Consider the following 16,442-nt stretch of genomic DNA (forward strand, 5'->3'; position numbering starts at 1 on the left):
GCAGAGCGTAACGCGCGGTGACCTCAGGCGTTCCGGCGGCGCTCCCACCGCACCGCGACGGTGCGCCCACCGGTGGGTCGTGTGCACCGAAAAACGGCCGGATAGTGTTCACTGTGCGCGTGTCCTCCCGTAGAGCCGTCCTCGCCGGCGCCGCCGCGGCGTTGACGACCCTCACCGCCTGCGACATTCCGAAGCGCTCCGCGGCCACCTGGCATCCCGCGCCGGACGTGTTGCTGCCGCTGCTCACCCGCACCGTCGCGCTGCGGGACCGCTACGCCGAGATCCTCACCGCGTTCCCCGCGCTGCAGGACCGGCTCGGCCCGCTCAAGGACAACCACGCCGCGCACGTCGTCGCGCTCGCCCGGGAGGTGGGCCTCGACGAGAACGGCCCCATGCCGGCGGCGAGCGCGTCCGCCGGACCGGTCGTCCAGGACCAGGCGGCCGTGGTGAAGGAGCTCGCCGGCCTGGAGAAGGCCGGCCAGGAGGACGCGACCGGCGCCTGCCTGGCCGCCCCGTCCTACCGCGCGGCCCTGCTCGGCTCGATCGCCGCCTGCCGCGCCGCCCACGTAGAGGTGCTGACATGACGATCCCCGCCAGCCGCCGCGGTGCCACCCACGCCGAGGTGCCGGCATGACCGGCCAGCGCAGCGTCTCGGGCCGGTCATCGGAGGAACAGTGTTGGGTCAGGCGCCCGGAACGAAGTGAGGACGCATGACCGGCCAGCGAAGCGCCTCGGGCCGGTCATCAGCAGCCCAGTATCGGGTCAGGCGCCCGGAACGAAGTGAGGACGCATGACCACCCCCGCGGACGAACGGCTGGTCGCCGCGTTGCAGGCCGAGCACGCCGCGATCTACGCCTACGGTGTCGCCGGCGCCAAGCTCGACTCCGGGACCATCGGCCTGGCCCGCGCCGCCGACGCCGCCCACCGCACCCGCCGGGACGCCCTGGTGGTCCGGTTGTCCGGGGCCGGGGTGAACCCGCCGCCGGCGGCACCCGCCTACACGATGCCGTTCCCGGTCACCGACCGCGCCTCGGCCCTGAAGCTGCTCGCGCTGGTCGAGGACCGCACCGCCGCGCAGTGGCGCCTCGCGCTCGCGCCGACCGCCGGCGAGGTGCGCAAGCTCGCCCTCGACGCGCTCGTCGACTGCGCCACCCGCGGCGCCGGGCTCCGCCAGGTCGCCGGCACCACCCCGCTCACCAGCCCGTTCCCCGGGAAGGCCTAGATGTTCGGCAGGATCCTCAAGCGGCTCGGGCACCGGCCGTGGTTCGCCGCCGCGGCCCGGCGCGTGGTGCGCCTCGACCGGTGGCTGCAGCACCGCTCGAAGGGCCGGATCGTGCCGATCAACGCGGCCGGCGTCAACACCCTGCTGCTGACCACCACCGGCCGCAGGTCCGGCCAGCCGCGCTCCCAGCCGCTGCTGTTCGTCCGCGACGGCGACGACTTCATCGTGATCGGCTCCAACTGGGGCCAGGCGCACCACCCGGCGTGGACCAGCAATCTCCTCGCCGACCCCCGCTGCGCGATCACCTGGAAAAAGCAAGAGCTACAAGCAACCGCGGCGTTGGTACGGGACGACGAACGCGCCCGGCTGCTCGACGTGCTGATCGCCAGCTGGCCCGCGTACAGCACGTACCAGGAACGGGCCGCGGGGCGAGAAATCCGGATATTTCGGCTGCGCGGGATCTGAAACCTCCGGTACTCCCGAAAGCGTGCCATCGCAAGGGCGCAGGACCCCATGGACGTGTCCACTCCGCGACGATCGTTGCATCACGCCACGAGCGTCCGAACGAGAGGAGACCGACATGCGCCGCACCGCTTGGGCCGGTCCGACGATGCAGCCGCGTCGTTAACGACAACCGTCTCGTGAGCCCTGCCGTCCGGGAAGACCATCACCTTCCCGGACGGGCCAGGTCACTCACACCGCGACCCACTCACCGCGACTGACTCACACGCCGATCAGTCGACCGACCAGATATGTGGCCCCGGCCGCCGCCGCCCCGAGCAGCAGCTGCCGGATCCCCGAAGCCCACCAGCGCCGGCGGGTGTACCGGGAGATCAGCGCCCCCGCGACGAACAGCCCCACCCCGCCCGCGGCCAGCGCCGGCCACAGGCTCGTGCCGCCCAGCAGGTAGGGCAGCAGGGGCACCAGCGCCCCGACCGAGAAGCACACGAACGACGACCCGGCCGCGACCCAGGGACTGGGCGCGTCGTCCGGGTCGACGCCGAGCTCCTCCTGCGCATGGACCCGGACCGCCTCGTCGATGTCCCGGCCCAGCGTGGAGGCGACCTGCAGGGCCAGCTCGGCCGGCAGCCCGCGCCGCTCCCAGATCCGGGCCAGTTCCTCCGCCTCCGCCTCCGGAAACTTCGTCAGCTCCCGCCGCTCCTTCGCGACCTCCGCGGCGATCTGCTCGTTCTGCGCCCGGACGCTGGTGAACTCCCCGAGCCCCATCGAGATCGCCCCGGCGACCAGCCCGGCCGTGCCGGTGAGCACGATCGTGCGCGGCGCGATCCCGCCGCCGCCGACCCCGGCGATCAGCGCGATGTTGGTGACGAGCCCGTCCATCGCCCCGAACACCGCCGCCCGCAACCACCCACCGGACACGTCGGCATGATGATGCGCGTCCTCGGCCGCCGGATGCGTCACGCGCTCACGGCCCGGATCAGAGTCCCGGTCACGGAAGCGTCAGGATCTCGAAGCCGTCCTCGGTCACCACGATCGTGTGCTCGAACTGGGCGGTCCACCGGCGGTCCTTGGTGACGACCGTCCAGCCGTCCTTCCAGATGTCGTAGTCGTGCGTGCCGTGCGTGATCATCGGCTCGATCGTGAACGTCATGCCGGGCTCCATGACCGTGGTGAGCCGCGGGTTGTCGTAGTGCGGCACGTAGAGGCCGGTATGGAACACCTCGTTGATGCCGTGACCGGTGAAGTCGCGCACCACGCCGTAGTTGAAGCGTTTCGCGTAGGCCTCGATGACCCGGCCGATCGCGTTGAGCGGGCGCCCGGGCGCGACGGCGCGGATGCCGCGCATCATCGCCTCGCGGGTCCGCTCGACCAGCAGCCGGTCCTCCTCCGCGACGTTGCCGACGCAGAAGGTCTGGTTGGTGTCGCCGTGCACCCCGCCGATGAACGCGGTCACGTCGACGTTGAGGATGTCGCCGTCCTCGATCACGGTCGAGTCGGGGATGCCGTGGCAGATCACCTCGTTGAGCGACGTGCAGCACGACTTCGGGAACCCCTTGTAGCCCAGCGTCGACGGATACGCCCCGTGGTCGCAGAGGAACTCGTGCACGACCCGGTCGATCTCGTCGGTCGTCACCCCCGGCTTGGCGTGCTCACCCGCCAGCTCGGTCGCCTGCGCCGCGAGCCGGCTCGCGAGCCGCATCCGCTCGATGATCTCCGGGGTCTGCACGTCCGACCCACGGTGCTTGCTGGGCGCACGCTTCCCCACATACTCGGGTCGCGCGATCGAGGCCGGAACCTGACGCCATGGTGTTTGCGTGCCGGGGACAAGCTGAGCGCGGACCGTCATGCCGAAAAGCCTAACGCGCATCAACTCGCCGTGGTCTGGGTAACCCCGGTGCATGATCGACGACGACCGTGTCAACAGCCGCGCCGGGGAGTTGCTGCCCGAGGAGCTGGCCGCCGGCAGCGACGACCCGAAGGCCCAGGCCGAGGCCATCCTGCGGGACTCCGACGACCGCGAGCACTACCGCGAGTCGGCCCCCGACCTGCGCATCGACCGCCGCACCTCAGCCGAGTCCGCCACCACCGGCGAGTAGCTCGTCCAGGGGAACCTCGCGGACCGTCGCATATTGGCCGTCTTGCAGATGGCCGATCACCACGACATAGCCCGCCTGCCGTGGCTCGATCCGCCAATATTGCGGAATGCCCGCCTTGGCGTAGAGCTTGGCCTTCACGAGCTGGTCTTCCTCAACAGAGCTCGGCGAGACGACCTCGACCAAGATCTCGAAGATCTCCGGCGGATGGACGGAACGTTCCTCGTCAAGCTCGACGTCCTGCCTGAGCACCAAGACGTCCGGGATCCGGTAGTTGCGGCCGTCGAACCTGATGCCGTTCTCGTGGCACATCGCACGCCCTGCGTCATCAAAGAACCGCTCGATGCGGTACGCAGCCCGTTGGTGTTTCCACGCCGGTGGCGGCGTCATTCGCAGCACTCCCTCATGCAGCTCGAAACGATATCCACGACGGGGAGGCATGCGCAGCACGTCGTTCACTGTGAGGAGACCGTCATCGAGCTCGTCACCGTCGGGAACTTCGACCAACATGTCCATCACCTTCATGAAGAGGGAGCCTAGCAGAGGTTAGGGCCGTATGGCTATTGGGTCGCGGCGGGTGCGGGCGGCTTCGATGAAGGCGGCGAAGACCCTGAAGTCGGTGGTGTCCTCCGGGTGCCACTGGACGCCGAGGGCGAACGACTTCGACGGGTCCTCGACCACCTCGATGAGGTTGTCGTCGGGGCACCAGCCGGTCGGGACCAGGGAGCCCGGATCGGCGCACCCCTGGTGATGGAACGAGTTGACCATGACCGCGTCGCCGAGGATCTTCGCGGCGAGGGTGCCACCGGTCAGGACGACCGGGTGCTCGCCGAACTTCGGGCCGCTGACCGGGCGGTGGTCGTTGTGGCCGAGGACGTCGGGCAGGTGCTGGTGGAGCCGGCCGCCGTAGGCGACGCACATCAGCTGCATCCCCCGGCAGATGCCCAGCAGCGGCAGGTCGAGGGCGAGGGCGGCGCGCATGAGCAGCAGCTCGGCCGTGTCGCGCTCGGGCTTGACCTTCGTGGTGGCGTGGGGCGGCTCGCCGTACAGGTCGGGGTTCACGTCGGAGCCGCCGGTGAACATGATCCCGTCGAGCCCGTCGAGGACGTCGATGTCGGGGTCATCGGGGGTCACCAGGACGGCCCGGCCGCCGGAGGCGTGCACCGCGTGCACGTAGGACAGCGGGAGCACGGCCGAGAAGGTGTCGTTGAGCCCGAAGCGGGTCTCCTCGGCGTAGGTGGTCAGTCCGATCACCGGTCGCGACATGTCATCAACCTAATCCCACGGGTGCGAGGTTGTGCAGGATCCTCAGGGCCCGATCCCGCGCGGCCGCCGGGTCGAGGGTGATCAAGGAATCCCAGTTGAGGTCGTGGAAGACCTCGGTGACGCCCTGCGTGCCGAGCCAGGCGGCACCTTCGCGGATCTGCTCGTAGGTGCCCGACAGTGGCGCCCGCCCGTCAGCGTCGAGCTCGAGGTCGGTGACCTTCAGCACACCACGGCAGACGATCCGGGGCGAAGCGCGACCAGAGGACACGGCGCCCTCCCGTACCAACGCGACATCCGACGAAATGTCGGACAGGTCGGTGGCAGAGCGGCTGATCCATCCGTCGCCGATCTCACCGGCCCGGCGGATCGCGGCCGGGACGGCCCCGCCGAGAAGGATCGGCACGCCGGGGCGCTGGACCGGGCGGGGTTCCATGCGGCTCGGCGGCACGGTGTAGAACTCGCCGTCGAAGGACGCCTCGCCGGACCACAGCGCCCGCAGCACGGCGACGTATTCGCGGATCCGGGCGCCCCGCCGCTCGGGCGAGGCGCCGGTGGCGGTGAACTCGTCCGGGGACCAGCCGGCGCCCAGGCCGAGGTCGACCCGGCCGCCACTGAGCACGTCGAGGGTCGCGACCTGCTTGGCGAGCACCACCGGCGACACGAACGGCGCGTTGATCACGGCGACGCCGAGGCGGATCTTGCTGGTGCGGGCGGCGGCGAACGTCAGCGCGACGATCGGGTCCAGGACGCTTTCGTAGACGGCGGCCGCGTCGCTGGCCAGGAGCCGCTGGAAGGTCCACAGCGAGTCGTAGCCGAGCCGCTCCGCCTCGACGGCCACCTCCGCGAGCAGCGAGGGGGTGGCCCATGATCCTGACACCGGCAATCCGAACCCGACGCGCATGACTTCAACGTATCGCCTGGACGAGCGCCGCGAAGGGCCTGACGTCAAGCGCCTCCTCCGGATGCCACTGCACGCCGAGGACGAAGCGGCGGGCCGGGTCCTCGACGGCCTCGATGACGTCGTCGTCGGCCCAGCCGGTGACGGTCAGCGAGCCGGGGTCGTCGACGGCCTGGTGGTGATACGAGTTGACCTCCGCCGTCGCCCCGAAGATCGCCTCGGCCCGGGAGCCGGGTGCGAAGCGGGCCGGGTGCGCGCCGTAGACGCCCGGGCTCGGCTGGTGCCGCTCGTTGCCCAGCAGGTCGGGCAGGTGCTGCACGAGCGTGCCGCCGCAGGCGACGGCGAGCAGTTCCATGCCCCGGCACACGCCGAGCACCGGCAGGTCGGCGTCGAGCGCGGCGGCGAGGACGGACAGCTCGCCGCTGTCGCGGTCCGGCCGGGTCTTCGTCAACGGGTGCGCCGGCGCGCCGTAGTGCACCGGCTCGATGTCCGCGCCGCCGACCAGGACGAGCCCGTCGAGGCGGCGGACGAGGTCGGCGCCGCCGTCGGGGAACGGCGGCAGGACGACCGGCCGGGCGCCGGCCTCCCGCACCATCCGCACGTATCCCTCGGGGACGAGCACCGCCCGCGTGTCCCACACGCCCCAGCGGGCGGGCTCCACGTAGGCGGTGATCCCTACCAGTGGGGTCACAGCGGCGTCACGTACGCGCCGGTGATGCCGCCGTCGACGAGGAACGTGGAGGCGGTGATGAAGGACGCGTCGTCGCTGGCGAGGAACGCGACCGCGCCGGCGATCTCCTCGGGCTCGCCGAAGCGGCCCATCGGCACGTGCACCAGCCGGCGCGCGGCCCGCTCGGGGTCCTTGGCGAAGAGCTCCATGAGCAGCGGGGTGGCGATCGGCCCGGGACACAGGGCGTTGACCCGGATGCCCTCGCGGGCGAACTGCACGCCGAGCTCACGGGTCATGGACAGCACGGCGCCCTTGCTCGCCGTGTAGGCGATCTGCGAGGTGGCGGCGCCCAGCAGCGCGACGAAGCTGGCGGTGTTGATGATCGAGCCCTTGCCCCGGGCGCGCATGTGCGGGATGGCGTACTTGCAGCAGAAGTACACGCTGGTCGTGTTGACCTTGAGGACCCGCTCCCAGGCTTCGAGCCCGGTGTCGAGGATCGAGTCGTCGTCGGGCGGGGAGATGCCGGCGTTGTTGAAGGCGATGTCGAGCCGGCCGTACCGCTCGGCGACGCCGTCGAAGAGCGCCTTGACGGCCTCCTCGTCGGACACGTCGGCGGCCACGAACTCGCCGCCCACCTCCTCGGCGGCGGCCTTGCCCGCGTCGGCGTTCAGGTCGACGACGACGACCTTCGCGCCCTCGGACGCGAACCTGCGCGCCGTGGCGAGTCCGATGCCGCTGCCGGCGCCGGTGATGACCGCGACCCGGTCCTGGAGACGAGCCTGCACTTAGACCTCCGTGCTGAAGAAGACGTTCTTGACTTCGCTGAACGCGGCGACCGCGTCCGGGCCGAGCTCACGGCCGAGGCCGGACTGCTTCACGCCGCCGAAGGGCGTCCAGTACCGCACCGAGGAGTGGGAGTTGACGCTGAGGTTGCCGGCCTCGACGCCCCGCGCGACGCGGATGCCGCGGCCGAGGTCGCCGGTCCAGATGGAGCCGGACAGGCCGTATTCGGTGTCGTTGGCGAGGCGGATCGCGTCGGCCTCGTCGTCGAAGCGCAGCACCGACAGCACGGGGCCGAAGATCTCCTCGCGCCAGTGCCGGTCCTGGGCGGACTCGGCGATCAGCACGGTCGGGGCCATCCAGTAGCCGGGGCCGTCGGGGGCGGTGCCCTCGATCGCCACCTTGTCCACGTAGGACCTGACCGATGCCAGCTGGCCCGCGGAGATCAGCGGGCCCATCTGCGCGGTCTCCAGCGCGGGGTCCTCACAGCGGAACGCCTGCACCGACTGCTCCAGCAGGCCCATGAACTCGTCGTAGACCGACGACTGGATCAGCAGCCGGGACCGGGCGCAGCAGTCCTGGCCGGCGTTGTCGAAGACCGCGCCCGGCGCGCCGGCGGCGGCCTTGGCCAGGTCGGCGTCGGCGAAGACGATGTTGGCGCTCTTGCCGCCGAGCTCGAGGGTCACCCGCTTCACCTGCTGGGCGCAGCCGGCCATGATGCGCTTGCCGACGTCGGTGGAGCCGGTGAAGCAGACCTTGCGCACGAGCGGGTGGGTGACGAACCGCTCGCCGACGACCGAGCCCTTGCCCGGCAGGACCGTGAACACGCCCTCGGGCAGTCCGGCCTCCAGCGCCAGCTCACCCAGCCGGATGGCGGTCAGCGGGGTCAGCTCGGCGGGCTTGAGGACCACGGTGTTGCCGGCCGCCAGGGCCGGGGCGAAGCCCCAGCCGGCGATCGGCATCGGGAAGTTCCAGGGCACGATGATGCCGACCACGCCGAGCGGTTCGTAGAACGTGACGTCCATGCCGCCGGCGACGGGGATCTGCCGCCCGCTGAGCCGTTCGGGCGCGCCGGCGTAGTAGTTGAGCACGTCGCGGACGTTGCCGGCCTCCCACCGGGCGTTGCCGATGGTGTGCCCGGAGTTGCGGACCTCCAGCTGGGCGAGCTCCTCGTTGTGCTCGTCGACGAGCGTCGCGAAGCGGCGCAGCAGCCGGGCCCGGTCGCCGGGTGACACGGTGCGCCACGCCTGGAACGCCTGGTGCGCCCGTGCGATCGCGGCGTCGGTCTCTTCCACGCTGGTGGAGGGCACCGTCGCGACGATCTCCTCGGTCACCGGCGAGATGACGTCATGCATATGCGTTACAGCCTTTCGAAGCCGCGCTGGAGTTCCCAGTCGGTGACCGCCGCTTCGAAGGCTGCCAGCTCGACCCGGGCGTTGTTGGCGTAATGGGCGACGACGTCCTCGCCGAACGCGGCGCGGGCCAGCTCGCTGGCCTCCCAGAGGGTGAGCGCCTCGCGCAGGGTCGACGGCACCCGCGGCGCGGTGTCGTCCTGATACGCGTTGCCGGTGTAGATGTCCTCGAGGGGCAGTTCGTTGCGGATGCCGTGCAGCGCGCCGGCGGTCATCGCGGCGATCGCCAGATACGGGTTGACGTCGGCGCCGGGGACCCGGTTCTCGACCCGCAGCGACGCGCCGTGGCCGACGACCCGCAGGGCGCAGGTGCGGTTGTCGTTGCCCCAGCGCACGGCGGTCGGCGCGAACGAGCCGGCCTGGTAGCGCTTGTACGAGTTGATGTTGGGCGCGTACATGAGGGTGAACTCGCGCATGGTGGCGAGCAGGCCGGCCATGGCGTGGTGGAAGATCTTCTCGTCGACGCGCGTCCCGCTCCCGGTGTCGCGGAGGGAGAAGTGGATGTGGCAGGAGTTGCCCTCACGCGCGTTGGGCTTGGCCATGAACGTGATCGACACGCCCTCCAGGGACGCGATCTCCTTGGCGCCGTTCTTGTACAGCACGTGCCCGTCGGCGTTGCGCAGCGCCTCGTCGTAGCGGAACGCGATCTCGTGCTGGCCGAGGTTGCACTCGCCCTTCGCGCTCTCCGGGACCAGGCCGGCGCCGGCCATGTCGTTGCGGATGCGGCGCAGCAGCGGCTCGATCCGGGCCGTCTGCAGCAGTGAGTAGTCGGCGTTGAAGACGTTGGCCGGGGTGAGGTCGCGGTACCCCTTGGCGTAGGCCTCCTCGTAGCTGTCGCGGTACGCCACGAACTCCAGCTCGGTGCCCGTGTAGGCGGTGTACCCGGCCTCGGCCAGCCCGGCCAGCTGCGCCTGCAGGATCTGCCGGGGTGAGGCGGCGACGGGTGACTCGCCGTCGAGCCAGCGCAGGTCCGCGAGGACGAGCGCGGTGCCGGGCTGCCACGGGATGCGGCGCAGGGTGCTGAAGTCGGGGATCATCGCGAAGTCGCCGTAGCCGGATGCCCAGGACGACATCGCGTAGCCGTCCACGGTGTTCATGTCGACGTCGACGGCGAGCAGGTAGTTGCAGCCCTCGGTGCCGTGCGCGACGACCTCGGCCAGGAAGTGCGGGGCGTAGAAGCGCTTGCCCTGCAGGCGGCCCTGCATGTCGGTGACCGCCACGACGACGGTGTCGATCTCGCCCTCGTCCACCGCGATGCGCAGCTGCTCGATCGTCAGCATCGTCCACCCCTGTCAACCACTAAAGGTCTAGAAAGAAACCATAAACTCAACCCAGCAGGCCGCGCAACAGGGCGGCGGTCGCATCGCAGTGCTCTTCCATCTCGGTGCGGGCCACCACCGGATCGCCGGCCAGGATCGCCTCGACGACCCGCTCGTGCTGGGCGTCGGAGTGGTCCAGGTTGCGGCGCAGCACCGGGATCGCCGCGAGCAGCCGGTCCAGGCGCAGCTGCACGTCGGCGATCGAGGCGGCCACCGAGGTGGAGCCGCTCGCCGAGGCGATCGCCAGGTGCAGCCGGGAGTCGTTGACCCGCCGGGTCCGCGGGTCCCGGGTGCGGGCCGCGGCCAGGCAGGCGACCAGGTGCGCCCGGTCGGCGGCGGACAGGGCCCGGGTCGCGGCGAGCGCGGCGGCGCCCGGCTCGAGGACCCGCCGGAAGTCCAGCGCGTCGTGCAGCGTGTCGCCCATCTCGCGGGCGAGGGCGGCGGCGTCCTGCTCGGCGGTGTCGGCGTGCGAGTCGCCCGTGGAGCGGACCACGAACGTGCCGCCCGAGCGGCCCCGCCGCGACTCGAGGAACCCGGCCTCCCGCAGCGCGGCGATGGCCTCGCGCAGCGTCACCCGGCTCACCTGGAGGCGCTCCGCCAGCTCCCGCTCCGGTGGCAAGCGCTCGCCGACCGGCACCAGGCCCAGCCGGATCGCCTGGGCCAGCCGTGCCACGGTGATCTCGAAGGCGTTGCCGCCCCGCACCGGTCGCCACATCGGCACGCCCGACAGGGGCTCAGTGGCCACCGGCATCCGCCCTCCTCGGTTCGCGGTCCGGGCGGCTCACGCCGCCCGGACCACATCATTCCCTACTCCTTGACCGCGGCAGTGTCCTCAGCGACCGCCTCGTCGATCGTGCGGATCGGGCCCTTGAACCAGTGCTTCGCCGACAGCGTCCACCACAGCGCGGCGCCGCCGATGACGATCAGGATCGCCAGCGGCGCGTAGTTCACCGACGTCCAGGCGAACTCCTTGTTGCCGGGGATGCCGCTCGGCACGAAGGGCAGGATGAAGTAGACCGAGATGACCGCGATCTCGATGACCGCGATCCAGCCGAGCAGCTTGTACTTGCTGCCGAGCGTCCACGGTCCGGGCACGAACCGGTCGCCCAGCTTGAGGCGCAGGTAGATCGGGATCAGGAAGGCCAGGTAGAGGCCGATGACCGCGACCGAGACCACCGCGTAGAAGGCGGTGGGCACGCCGGCCGAGCTCTTGTACAGCGCCGGCAGGGTGAGCACGAGCCCGGCCACCGAGGCGCCGAGGATCGCGTTGACCGGGGTGCCGTTGCGGTCCACCTTGGACCACAGCTGCCAGCCCGGCACGGCGCGGTCCCGGCTGAACGCGTAGGTCATCCGGGACATGCTCGTCACGCAGCTCATGCCGCAGAAGAACTGCCCGATGGTGGAGATGAGGATGACCGCCTTGAAGAACCCGGAGCTCAGCGACGTCTCGAAGACCGCGCCGGAGAACCCGTAGGCCGCGGTGATCGCCTCGACGTCGTTGGCCGCGAACAGGAACGACAGCAGCAGGATCCAGCCACCGATCGCCGAGTAGAAGATGGACTGCCAAAGGCCCTTCGCGGCGGCCGTGGAGGCGCCCATCGTCTCCTCCGACACGTGGGCGCACGCGTCGAAGCCGGTGATCGTGTACTGGGTGAGCAGGAAGCCGAACGGCAGCACCAGGAACCAGTACAGCGCGTCGGAGTAGCCGGAGTTGTTGAACCGCTCCGTGAAGACGAACTCCAGGCTCTGGTGCTTCTCCGGCACGAACACCAGGATCAGCACGACCGCCGCCGCGCCGAACACGTGCCACCACACCGAGACGTTCTGCAGCACGTCGATGACGTTGTGGCCGAAGATGTTGATCGCGGCGTGCAGCGCGAGGATCACCACGAAGAGCAGGAACGTCAGGTACAGGTTCGTGCTGTCCCACGAGGTGTACGCGTCGAGCACCAGGCTCAGGAACGTCGCGCAGCCGTAGTCGACCGACGCGGTGACCGCGATCAGGCCGACCAGGTTGAGCCAGCCGGTGAACCAGCCGTGGATCGGCTTGCCCATCTTCGCGGCCCACCAGTAGATGCCGCCGGCGGTCGGGTAGGCCGACACCAGCTCCGACATGCACAGGCCGATGATCAGGATGAAGACCGAGATGATCGGCCAGCCCCAGGAGATGGCGACCGGGCCACCGTTCATCCACGCCTGGCCGAAGGTGGTGAAACAGCCGGCGAGGATGGAGATGATGGAGAACGAGATGGCGAAGTTGGAGAAGCCGCTCCACTTACGGCGCAGCTCCTGCTTGTAGCCCAGCTCGGCGAGCCGTTGTTCGTCGGCGTCGACGGTCGGTGATGCCATGGGCACCTCCTTGCGATTTAGGGGTGGTGGGGGTTCCTTCCGCTGACCGCCGCCAGGAGCCGACCGAGGCCGGGGTCGTCCAAGGATTCCTTGGCCTGGCCCCACTTTTCGGCCGCCTCGGCCGCGTAATCGAAGGCCTGGGCAGGCCCCGCGATCAGTCCATGGTGGACGGTGAACCACAGCGTCCAGGTGACGTTGGACGCGACTTGATACAGCCGGACCCTCGAGCGGAGGGCCTCGTCGGTGTCGGCGAAGTACTCCGCCGCCAGCAGGCCGACCAGATCCGGGTCGTAGTCGGCCTCCGCGGCGATGTCGCCGAGCTCGAATGCGGGGTCGTTGTTGCCGGACAGTTGGTAGTCGATGATCCGCACGCCGTCGCCGGTGGCGATGAAGTTCTCGGCGAGCAGGTCGTTGTGGCACGGCGCGCTCGGCAGGGGCTGTCCGGCCAGTGCTTCCCGCAGCGCGTCCACGGTGGACGATCGCTCGAGATACCCGTCCGGCAGCGGCAGGTCGTGCCGCGCACAGACGTCGAGCAGTTCGGCGCGCTTGGCGAAGATGTCGAAGTCGTTGCCGAACGCCGGGCCGGCGTGCAGCCGGCGGCAGGCGGTCGCGATGGACGGGATGATCTCGGGCCGGCACACCTCGGCGGCGCTGAGGGTCCGTCCCGGGAGGAACTCGATGACGACCGCCGGCACGTCCGGCAGCACCTCGTAGACCTGCGCGCCGACGGTCCGGGCGGCGAGGACGGTGTTGGCGATCTCCTGCTCCGGCGGGATGCCGAGGCCCGCCGCGGACACCGCCGGCTCGAGGACCCGCAGGACGTAGGGCACGCGGTCGACGTCGACCCGGTAGATGTGATGGGACAGCCCGCCTTGCAGCCGCTGCCATTCGACCGCGCGGCCCACCCACGACGGGACCCGCTCGAGCAGGTCCGCGATGGACGGCACCGCAGTCATGGCACCCGGCCCCTTCGCCGCGCGGTCCACGCCGGTTACAGACCTTTTACACCCTCTGGCCTGTAGTGATCGACGTCATAGTGGGGCACAGTTAACGCCTGCCACAGCCGGTCGTCAAGAGGGATCTTCGCGTTTACCGGTATTGCTTCAGACCTTTTACAGGACCGGCATGTGGGATCACAATCATGCAATGTCCGACCTCCCCGAGGCCTCCCGCGCCGTCGTCATCGGCGGCGGCGTGGCCGGCTGCAGCGTCGCGTATCACCTGGCCCGGCTCGGCTGGACCGACGTCGTGCTGCTCGAGCAGCACGCGCTGACGGAGGGCACGACCTGGCACTCCGCGGGCTTCGTCGGGCAGCTGCGCTCCACCGTCAGCCAGACCCGGATGATCATGTACTCGTCCGGCCTGTACGCGGAGCTGCGCACCCTCACCGGCCTGGACCCGGGCTGGCGCGGCGTCGGCGGCCTGCGCCTGGCGACGACCCCGGAGCGGGTCGAGGAGCTGCGGCGGCAGGTCAGCTCCGCCACCACGTACGGCCTGGAGCTCGACCTGCTGAGCCCGGCCGAGACGAAGGACCGGCTGCCGCTGCTGAACGTCGAGGACGTCCTGGCCGCCGGCTGGCTGCCCGGCGACGGCTGGCTGGAGCCCGCGCAGCTGGCCGCCGCGCTCGCCGCCGGCGCCACCGCGCTCGGCGTCCGCATCGTCACCGGGGTCCGCGTCACCGGGGTGGAGACGGTCGCCGGCCGGGTCACCGCCGTCGTCACCACGGCCGGGCGGATCGCCACCGAGGTCGTCGTCGACGCCGCCGGCGCGGCCGCGGGGCAGGTCGGGCGGCTCGCCGGCGTCGACATCCCGATCGTGCCGATCAAGCACCAGTACGTCATCACCTCCCCGATCCCGGGCGAGTCATCCACAGTGGACATCCCCACCGTGCGCGACCCGGACCGGATCGTCTACTTCCGCGGTGCGCCCGACCCCGGAGGGTCGCTGCTGGTCGGCGGGTACGTCCGCGACCCCTCCCTGTGGGACGACCCCGACCCACTGTCGGTGCCGCGCACGGTGTTCGAGCCCGACCTGGACAAGTTCGCCGAGTCGTGGGGCAACGCCCGGCACCGCGTCCCGGCGCTGCGGGCGCTCGGCCTGGACCGGGTCGTGCACGGGCCGGAGGCGTTCACCCCCGACGGGGAGTTCCTGCTCGGCGAGACCACGGTCGCCGGCTTCTGGGTCGCCGCCGGGTTCTGCGTCCACGGGCTCGCCGCCGCGGGCGGCGTCGGCAAGGTGATCGCCGAGTGGATCGTCGACGGCAGCCCGGAGTGGGACATGTCCACGATGGACATCCGCCGCTTCGGCGCGCACGCCGCGAGCCGCCGCTGGGCCGCGACCAAGGCCCTGGACGGCTACTCCCGCTACTACGACATCGTGTATCCGGGGCAGGAGTGGACCGCCGGACGCCCGCTGCGACGCTCACCCGTCTGGCCGCGACTGTCCGAACTGGACGCAGCGCTCGGCGAGAAGGCCGGCTGGGAGCGGGCGAACTGGTTCGGCGTCAACGCCGCCGACGCCCCGGACGCCACGGCACCGCGCGGCTGGGCCGGGCGGCACTGGTCCCCCGCCATCGCCGCGGAGGTCGCCGCGACCACCACCGCCGCCGGGCTGTTCGACCAGTCCTCGTTCGCGAAGCTGGACGTGCGCGGCCCCGGCGCGGTGCGGCTGCTGCAACGGCTGTGCGCCAACGACGTCGACCGGGCCACGGGCACCCTCACCTACACCTCCATGCTCAACGCCCGCGGCGGGGTCGAGGCGGACCTGACCGTGACCCGGCTCGGCGAGGCGCACTTCCGGATCGTCACCAGCACCGCCAGCGGCGTGCGGGACGCGGCCTGGATCCGCCGGCACGCCGGCTCCGACGTGACCGTCGAGGACGTCACCTCCGCGCACGGCTGCCTGTGCCTGTGGGGCCCGGCCGCCCGCGACATCCTCCAGCCGCTCACCGACACGTCACTGTCCAACGCGGACTTCCCGTTCATGCGGGCGCTCCGGCTGACGGTCGGGCCGGTGCCGGTGCTCGCCCAGCGGGTCACGTTCGTCGGCGAGCTCGGCTGGGAGCTGTACGCCCCGGCCGAGTACACGCTGACCCTGTGGGACCTGCTGATGGAGGCGGGCGCGCCGCTCGGGCTGCGACCCGGTGGCTACCGGGCGATCGACGCGATGCGGCTGGAGAAGGGGTACCGCGTCTGGGGCTCCGACCTCACCACCGACACCGACCCGATCTCGGCCGGCCTCGGCCCGTTCGTGGATCTGTCGAAGGACTTCATCGGTCGGGACGCCCTCGGGGCGCCGTCGCGAACGCTCCGCTGCCTGGTGCTGGACGACCCGGCCACCGTCTGCCTCGGCGGCGAACCCGTCCGCGTCGACGGCGTGCCGTGCGGCCGGGTCACGTCCGGCGGGTTCGGGTACCGGGTCGGCGCGTCCATCGCCTACGCGTACCTGCCGGCGTCGACCCCGATCGGCACCCCGGTCGAGGTGTCCGTCTTCGACCGCTGGTCCCCGGCCGTCGTGCGCGCCGAACCCCTCTACGACCCCAAGATGCTGCGGGTGCGAGCCTGATCAGTCCTGCTCGGGCCGGTCGATCACGCGCAGCCAGCCGCCGTCCGGCTGGCGGCGCACGACCTGGACCCGGCCGCCCTTCCCGTCGGCGGACCGGGTGCCGGTCAGTGCCAGGTCGCCGTTGACGATCGTCGGCGTGAGCGGCTCCAGCTCGAAGTGCGGCACGTGCTTGATCATCGCCGCGCAGACCGCCTGGATCGCGGCGCGGCCGACGGTCGTCTCGCCCGGCGGGTAGGCCAGGACCGCGTCCCGCTCGTACAGCGCGGCGAGCCCCTCGGCGTCGCCGGCGTTGGCCCGCTCCACGAACAGGCGGGTCAGGTCCTCGGGGGTCTTCGCTGTCGTCGTCATGGCTCCACCGTGCCTCCGCGGCTCGCATAACGCCAAGAGCGGTTCCTGCTGACTTCTAG

18 protein-coding genes are annotated in these 16,442 nt (G+C 71.0%); 5 read left to right on the forward strand and 13 right to left on the reverse strand.

Features of this window, described 5'->3' with window-relative positions; genetic code table 11:
• The first annotated feature begins 119 nt into the window (after positions 1–119).
• The 3 genes from Dsi01nite_RS12025 (at position 120) to Dsi01nite_RS12035 (ending at position 1,687) form a co-directional block, all read left to right on the forward strand.
• Complete coding sequence (locus Dsi01nite_RS12025; RefSeq protein WP_203846186.1) at positions 120–584, forward strand: hypothetical protein; 465 nt, start codon at positions 120–122, stop codon at positions 582–584.
• A 206-nt stretch (positions 585–790) separates the two neighbouring features.
• A complete protein-coding gene (locus tag Dsi01nite_RS12030; RefSeq protein ID WP_203846187.1) occupies positions 791–1,222 on the forward strand; it encodes a ferritin-like domain-containing protein in 432 nt (143 codons plus the stop codon).
• A complete protein-coding gene (locus tag Dsi01nite_RS12035) occupies positions 1,223–1,687 on the forward strand; it encodes a nitroreductase/quinone reductase family protein (protein WP_203846188.1) in 465 nt (154 codons plus the stop codon). It begins immediately after the preceding gene.
• Positions 1,688–1,945: 258 nt separating this feature from the next.
• Here Dsi01nite_RS12035 and Dsi01nite_RS12040 read toward each other — a convergent pair whose 3' ends face one another.
• Positions 1,946–2,644, reverse strand: a complete 699-nt coding sequence (locus Dsi01nite_RS12040; RefSeq protein WP_275423353.1) for a VIT1/CCC1 transporter family protein — start codon at positions 2,642–2,644, stop codon at positions 1,946–1,948.
• Between the two features lie 28 nt (positions 2,645–2,672).
• Positions 2,673–3,530, reverse strand: a complete 858-nt coding sequence (gene map / locus Dsi01nite_RS12045) for a type I methionyl aminopeptidase (protein WP_203846189.1) — start codon at positions 3,528–3,530, stop codon at positions 2,673–2,675.
• Between the two features lie 52 nt (positions 3,531–3,582).
• Between map and Dsi01nite_RS12050 the strand changes: the two genes are divergently transcribed.
• On the forward strand, positions 3,583–3,780 hold the full coding sequence (locus tag Dsi01nite_RS12050; RefSeq protein ID WP_203846190.1) for a hypothetical protein: 198 nt from the start codon (positions 3,583–3,585) through the stop codon (positions 3,778–3,780).
• Here the strand turns inward: Dsi01nite_RS12050 and Dsi01nite_RS12055 are convergent.
• The 10 genes from Dsi01nite_RS12055 to Dsi01nite_RS12100 are packed head-to-tail and all read right to left on the reverse strand — an operon-like array spanning position 3,751 to position 13,427.
• Positions 3,751–4,302 carry a Uma2 family endonuclease gene (locus Dsi01nite_RS12055; RefSeq protein WP_203846191.1) on the reverse strand — a complete coding sequence of 184 codons (552 nt, stop codon included), beginning with the start codon at positions 4,300–4,302 and terminating at the stop codon, positions 3,751–3,753. The genes Dsi01nite_RS12050 and Dsi01nite_RS12055 overlap by 30 nt on opposite strands.
• Positions 4,303–4,323: 21 nt before the next feature.
• Positions 4,324–5,043: a gamma-glutamyl-gamma-aminobutyrate hydrolase family protein gene (locus Dsi01nite_RS12060; RefSeq protein WP_203846192.1), complete on the reverse strand. Its 720-nt coding sequence runs from the start codon at positions 5,041–5,043 to the stop codon at positions 4,324–4,326.
• Between the two features lie 4 nt (positions 5,044–5,047).
• On the reverse strand, positions 5,048–5,944 hold the full coding sequence (locus tag Dsi01nite_RS12065) for a TIGR03619 family F420-dependent LLM class oxidoreductase (protein WP_203846193.1): 897 nt from the start codon (positions 5,942–5,944) through the stop codon (positions 5,048–5,050).
• Between the two features lie 4 nt (positions 5,945–5,948).
• The gene (locus Dsi01nite_RS12070) at positions 5,949–6,632 is read right to left on the reverse strand and encodes a gamma-glutamyl-gamma-aminobutyrate hydrolase family protein (protein ID WP_203846194.1); all 684 of its coding nucleotides are present in this window, start codon (positions 6,630–6,632) and stop codon (positions 5,949–5,951) included.
• On the reverse strand, positions 6,629–7,396 hold the full coding sequence (locus Dsi01nite_RS12075; RefSeq protein WP_203846195.1) for a 3-oxoacyl-ACP reductase: 768 nt from the start codon (positions 7,394–7,396) through the stop codon (positions 6,629–6,631). Before Dsi01nite_RS12075 ends, Dsi01nite_RS12070 begins: the two co-directional genes overlap by 4 nt.
• Positions 7,397–8,746 (reverse strand): aldehyde dehydrogenase family protein, encoded by a 1,350-nt coding sequence (locus Dsi01nite_RS12080; RefSeq protein ID WP_203846196.1) that lies wholly within the window; start codon positions 8,744–8,746, stop codon positions 7,397–7,399. It abuts the gene before it with no gap.
• Positions 8,747–8,751: 5 nt separating this feature from the next.
• Complete coding sequence (locus tag Dsi01nite_RS12085) at positions 8,752–10,083, reverse strand: glutamine synthetase family protein (protein WP_203846197.1); 1,332 nt, start codon at positions 10,081–10,083, stop codon at positions 8,752–8,754.
• Between the two features lie 46 nt (positions 10,084–10,129).
• Positions 10,130–10,873 carry a FadR/GntR family transcriptional regulator gene (locus Dsi01nite_RS12090; RefSeq protein WP_203846198.1) on the reverse strand — a complete coding sequence of 248 codons (744 nt, stop codon included), beginning with the start codon at positions 10,871–10,873 and terminating at the stop codon, positions 10,130–10,132.
• A gap of 56 nt (positions 10,874–10,929) precedes the next feature.
• Positions 10,930–12,471 (reverse strand): amino acid permease, encoded by a 1,542-nt coding sequence (locus Dsi01nite_RS12095; RefSeq protein WP_203846199.1) that lies wholly within the window; start codon positions 12,469–12,471, stop codon positions 10,930–10,932.
• A gap of 17 nt (positions 12,472–12,488) precedes the next feature.
• A complete protein-coding gene (locus tag Dsi01nite_RS12100) occupies positions 12,489–13,427 on the reverse strand; it encodes a phosphotransferase (RefSeq protein WP_203846200.1) in 939 nt (312 codons plus the stop codon).
• 190 nt (positions 13,428–13,617) lie between these two features.
• Between Dsi01nite_RS12100 and Dsi01nite_RS12105 the strand changes: the two genes are divergently transcribed.
• Complete coding sequence (locus Dsi01nite_RS12105) at positions 13,618–16,035, forward strand: GcvT family protein (protein WP_203846201.1); 2,418 nt, start codon at positions 13,618–13,620, stop codon at positions 16,033–16,035.
• On the opposite strand, the gene Dsi01nite_RS12110 is transcribed toward Dsi01nite_RS12105, so the two are convergent.
• Positions 16,036–16,383: a YybH family protein gene (locus Dsi01nite_RS12110; protein ID WP_203846202.1), complete on the reverse strand. Its 348-nt coding sequence runs from the start codon at positions 16,381–16,383 to the stop codon at positions 16,036–16,038.
• Between the last annotated feature and the right edge of the window lie 59 nt (positions 16,384–16,442).

The organism is Dactylosporangium siamense, from assembly GCF_016862795.1.
GTDB classification, from domain to species: Bacteria; Actinomycetota; Actinomycetes; order Mycobacteriales; family Micromonosporaceae; genus Dactylosporangium; species Dactylosporangium siamense.

Excerpts from the sequence above, each read along its gene's own strand:
- Dsi01nite_RS12030 (WP_203846187.1), top strand. The coding sequence starts at position 791 with ATGACCACCCCCGCGGACGAACGGCTGGTCGCCGCGTTGCAGGCCGAG.
- Dsi01nite_RS12035 (WP_203846188.1), top strand. The coding sequence starts at position 1,223 with ATGTTCGGCAGGATCCTCAAGCGGCTCGGGCACCGGCCGTGGTTCGCC.
- map (WP_203846189.1), bottom strand. The coding sequence starts at position 3,530 with ATGACGGTCCGCGCTCAGCTTGTCCCCGGCACGCAAACACCATGGCGT.
- Dsi01nite_RS12050 (WP_203846190.1), top strand. The coding sequence starts at position 3,583 with ATGATCGACGACGACCGTGTCAACAGCCGCGCCGGGGAGTTGCTGCCC.
- Dsi01nite_RS12055 (WP_203846191.1), bottom strand. The coding sequence starts at position 4,302 with ATGAAGGTGATGGACATGTTGGTCGAAGTTCCCGACGGTGACGAGCTC.
- Dsi01nite_RS12060 (WP_203846192.1), bottom strand. The coding sequence starts at position 5,043 with ATGTCGCGACCGGTGATCGGACTGACCACCTACGCCGAGGAGACCCGC.
- Dsi01nite_RS12065 (WP_203846193.1), bottom strand. The coding sequence starts at position 5,944 with ATGCGCGTCGGGTTCGGATTGCCGGTGTCAGGATCATGGGCCACCCCC.
- Dsi01nite_RS12080 (WP_203846196.1), bottom strand. The coding sequence starts at position 8,746 with ATGCATGACGTCATCTCGCCGGTGACCGAGGAGATCGTCGCGACGGTG.
- Dsi01nite_RS12085 (WP_203846197.1), bottom strand. The coding sequence starts at position 10,083 with ATGCTGACGATCGAGCAGCTGCGCATCGCGGTGGACGAGGGCGAGATC.
- Dsi01nite_RS12090 (WP_203846198.1), bottom strand. The coding sequence starts at position 10,873 with ATGCCGGTGGCCACTGAGCCCCTGTCGGGCGTGCCGATGTGGCGACCG.
- Dsi01nite_RS12095 (WP_203846199.1), bottom strand. The coding sequence starts at position 12,471 with ATGGCATCACCGACCGTCGACGCCGACGAACAACGGCTCGCCGAGCTG.
- Dsi01nite_RS12100 (WP_203846200.1), bottom strand. The coding sequence starts at position 13,427 with ATGACTGCGGTGCCGTCCATCGCGGACCTGCTCGAGCGGGTCCCGTCG.
- Dsi01nite_RS12105 (WP_203846201.1), top strand. The coding sequence starts at position 13,618 with ATGTCCGACCTCCCCGAGGCCTCCCGCGCCGTCGTCATCGGCGGCGGC.
- Dsi01nite_RS12110 (WP_203846202.1), bottom strand. The coding sequence starts at position 16,383 with ATGACGACGACAGCGAAGACCCCCGAGGACCTGACCCGCCTGTTCGTG.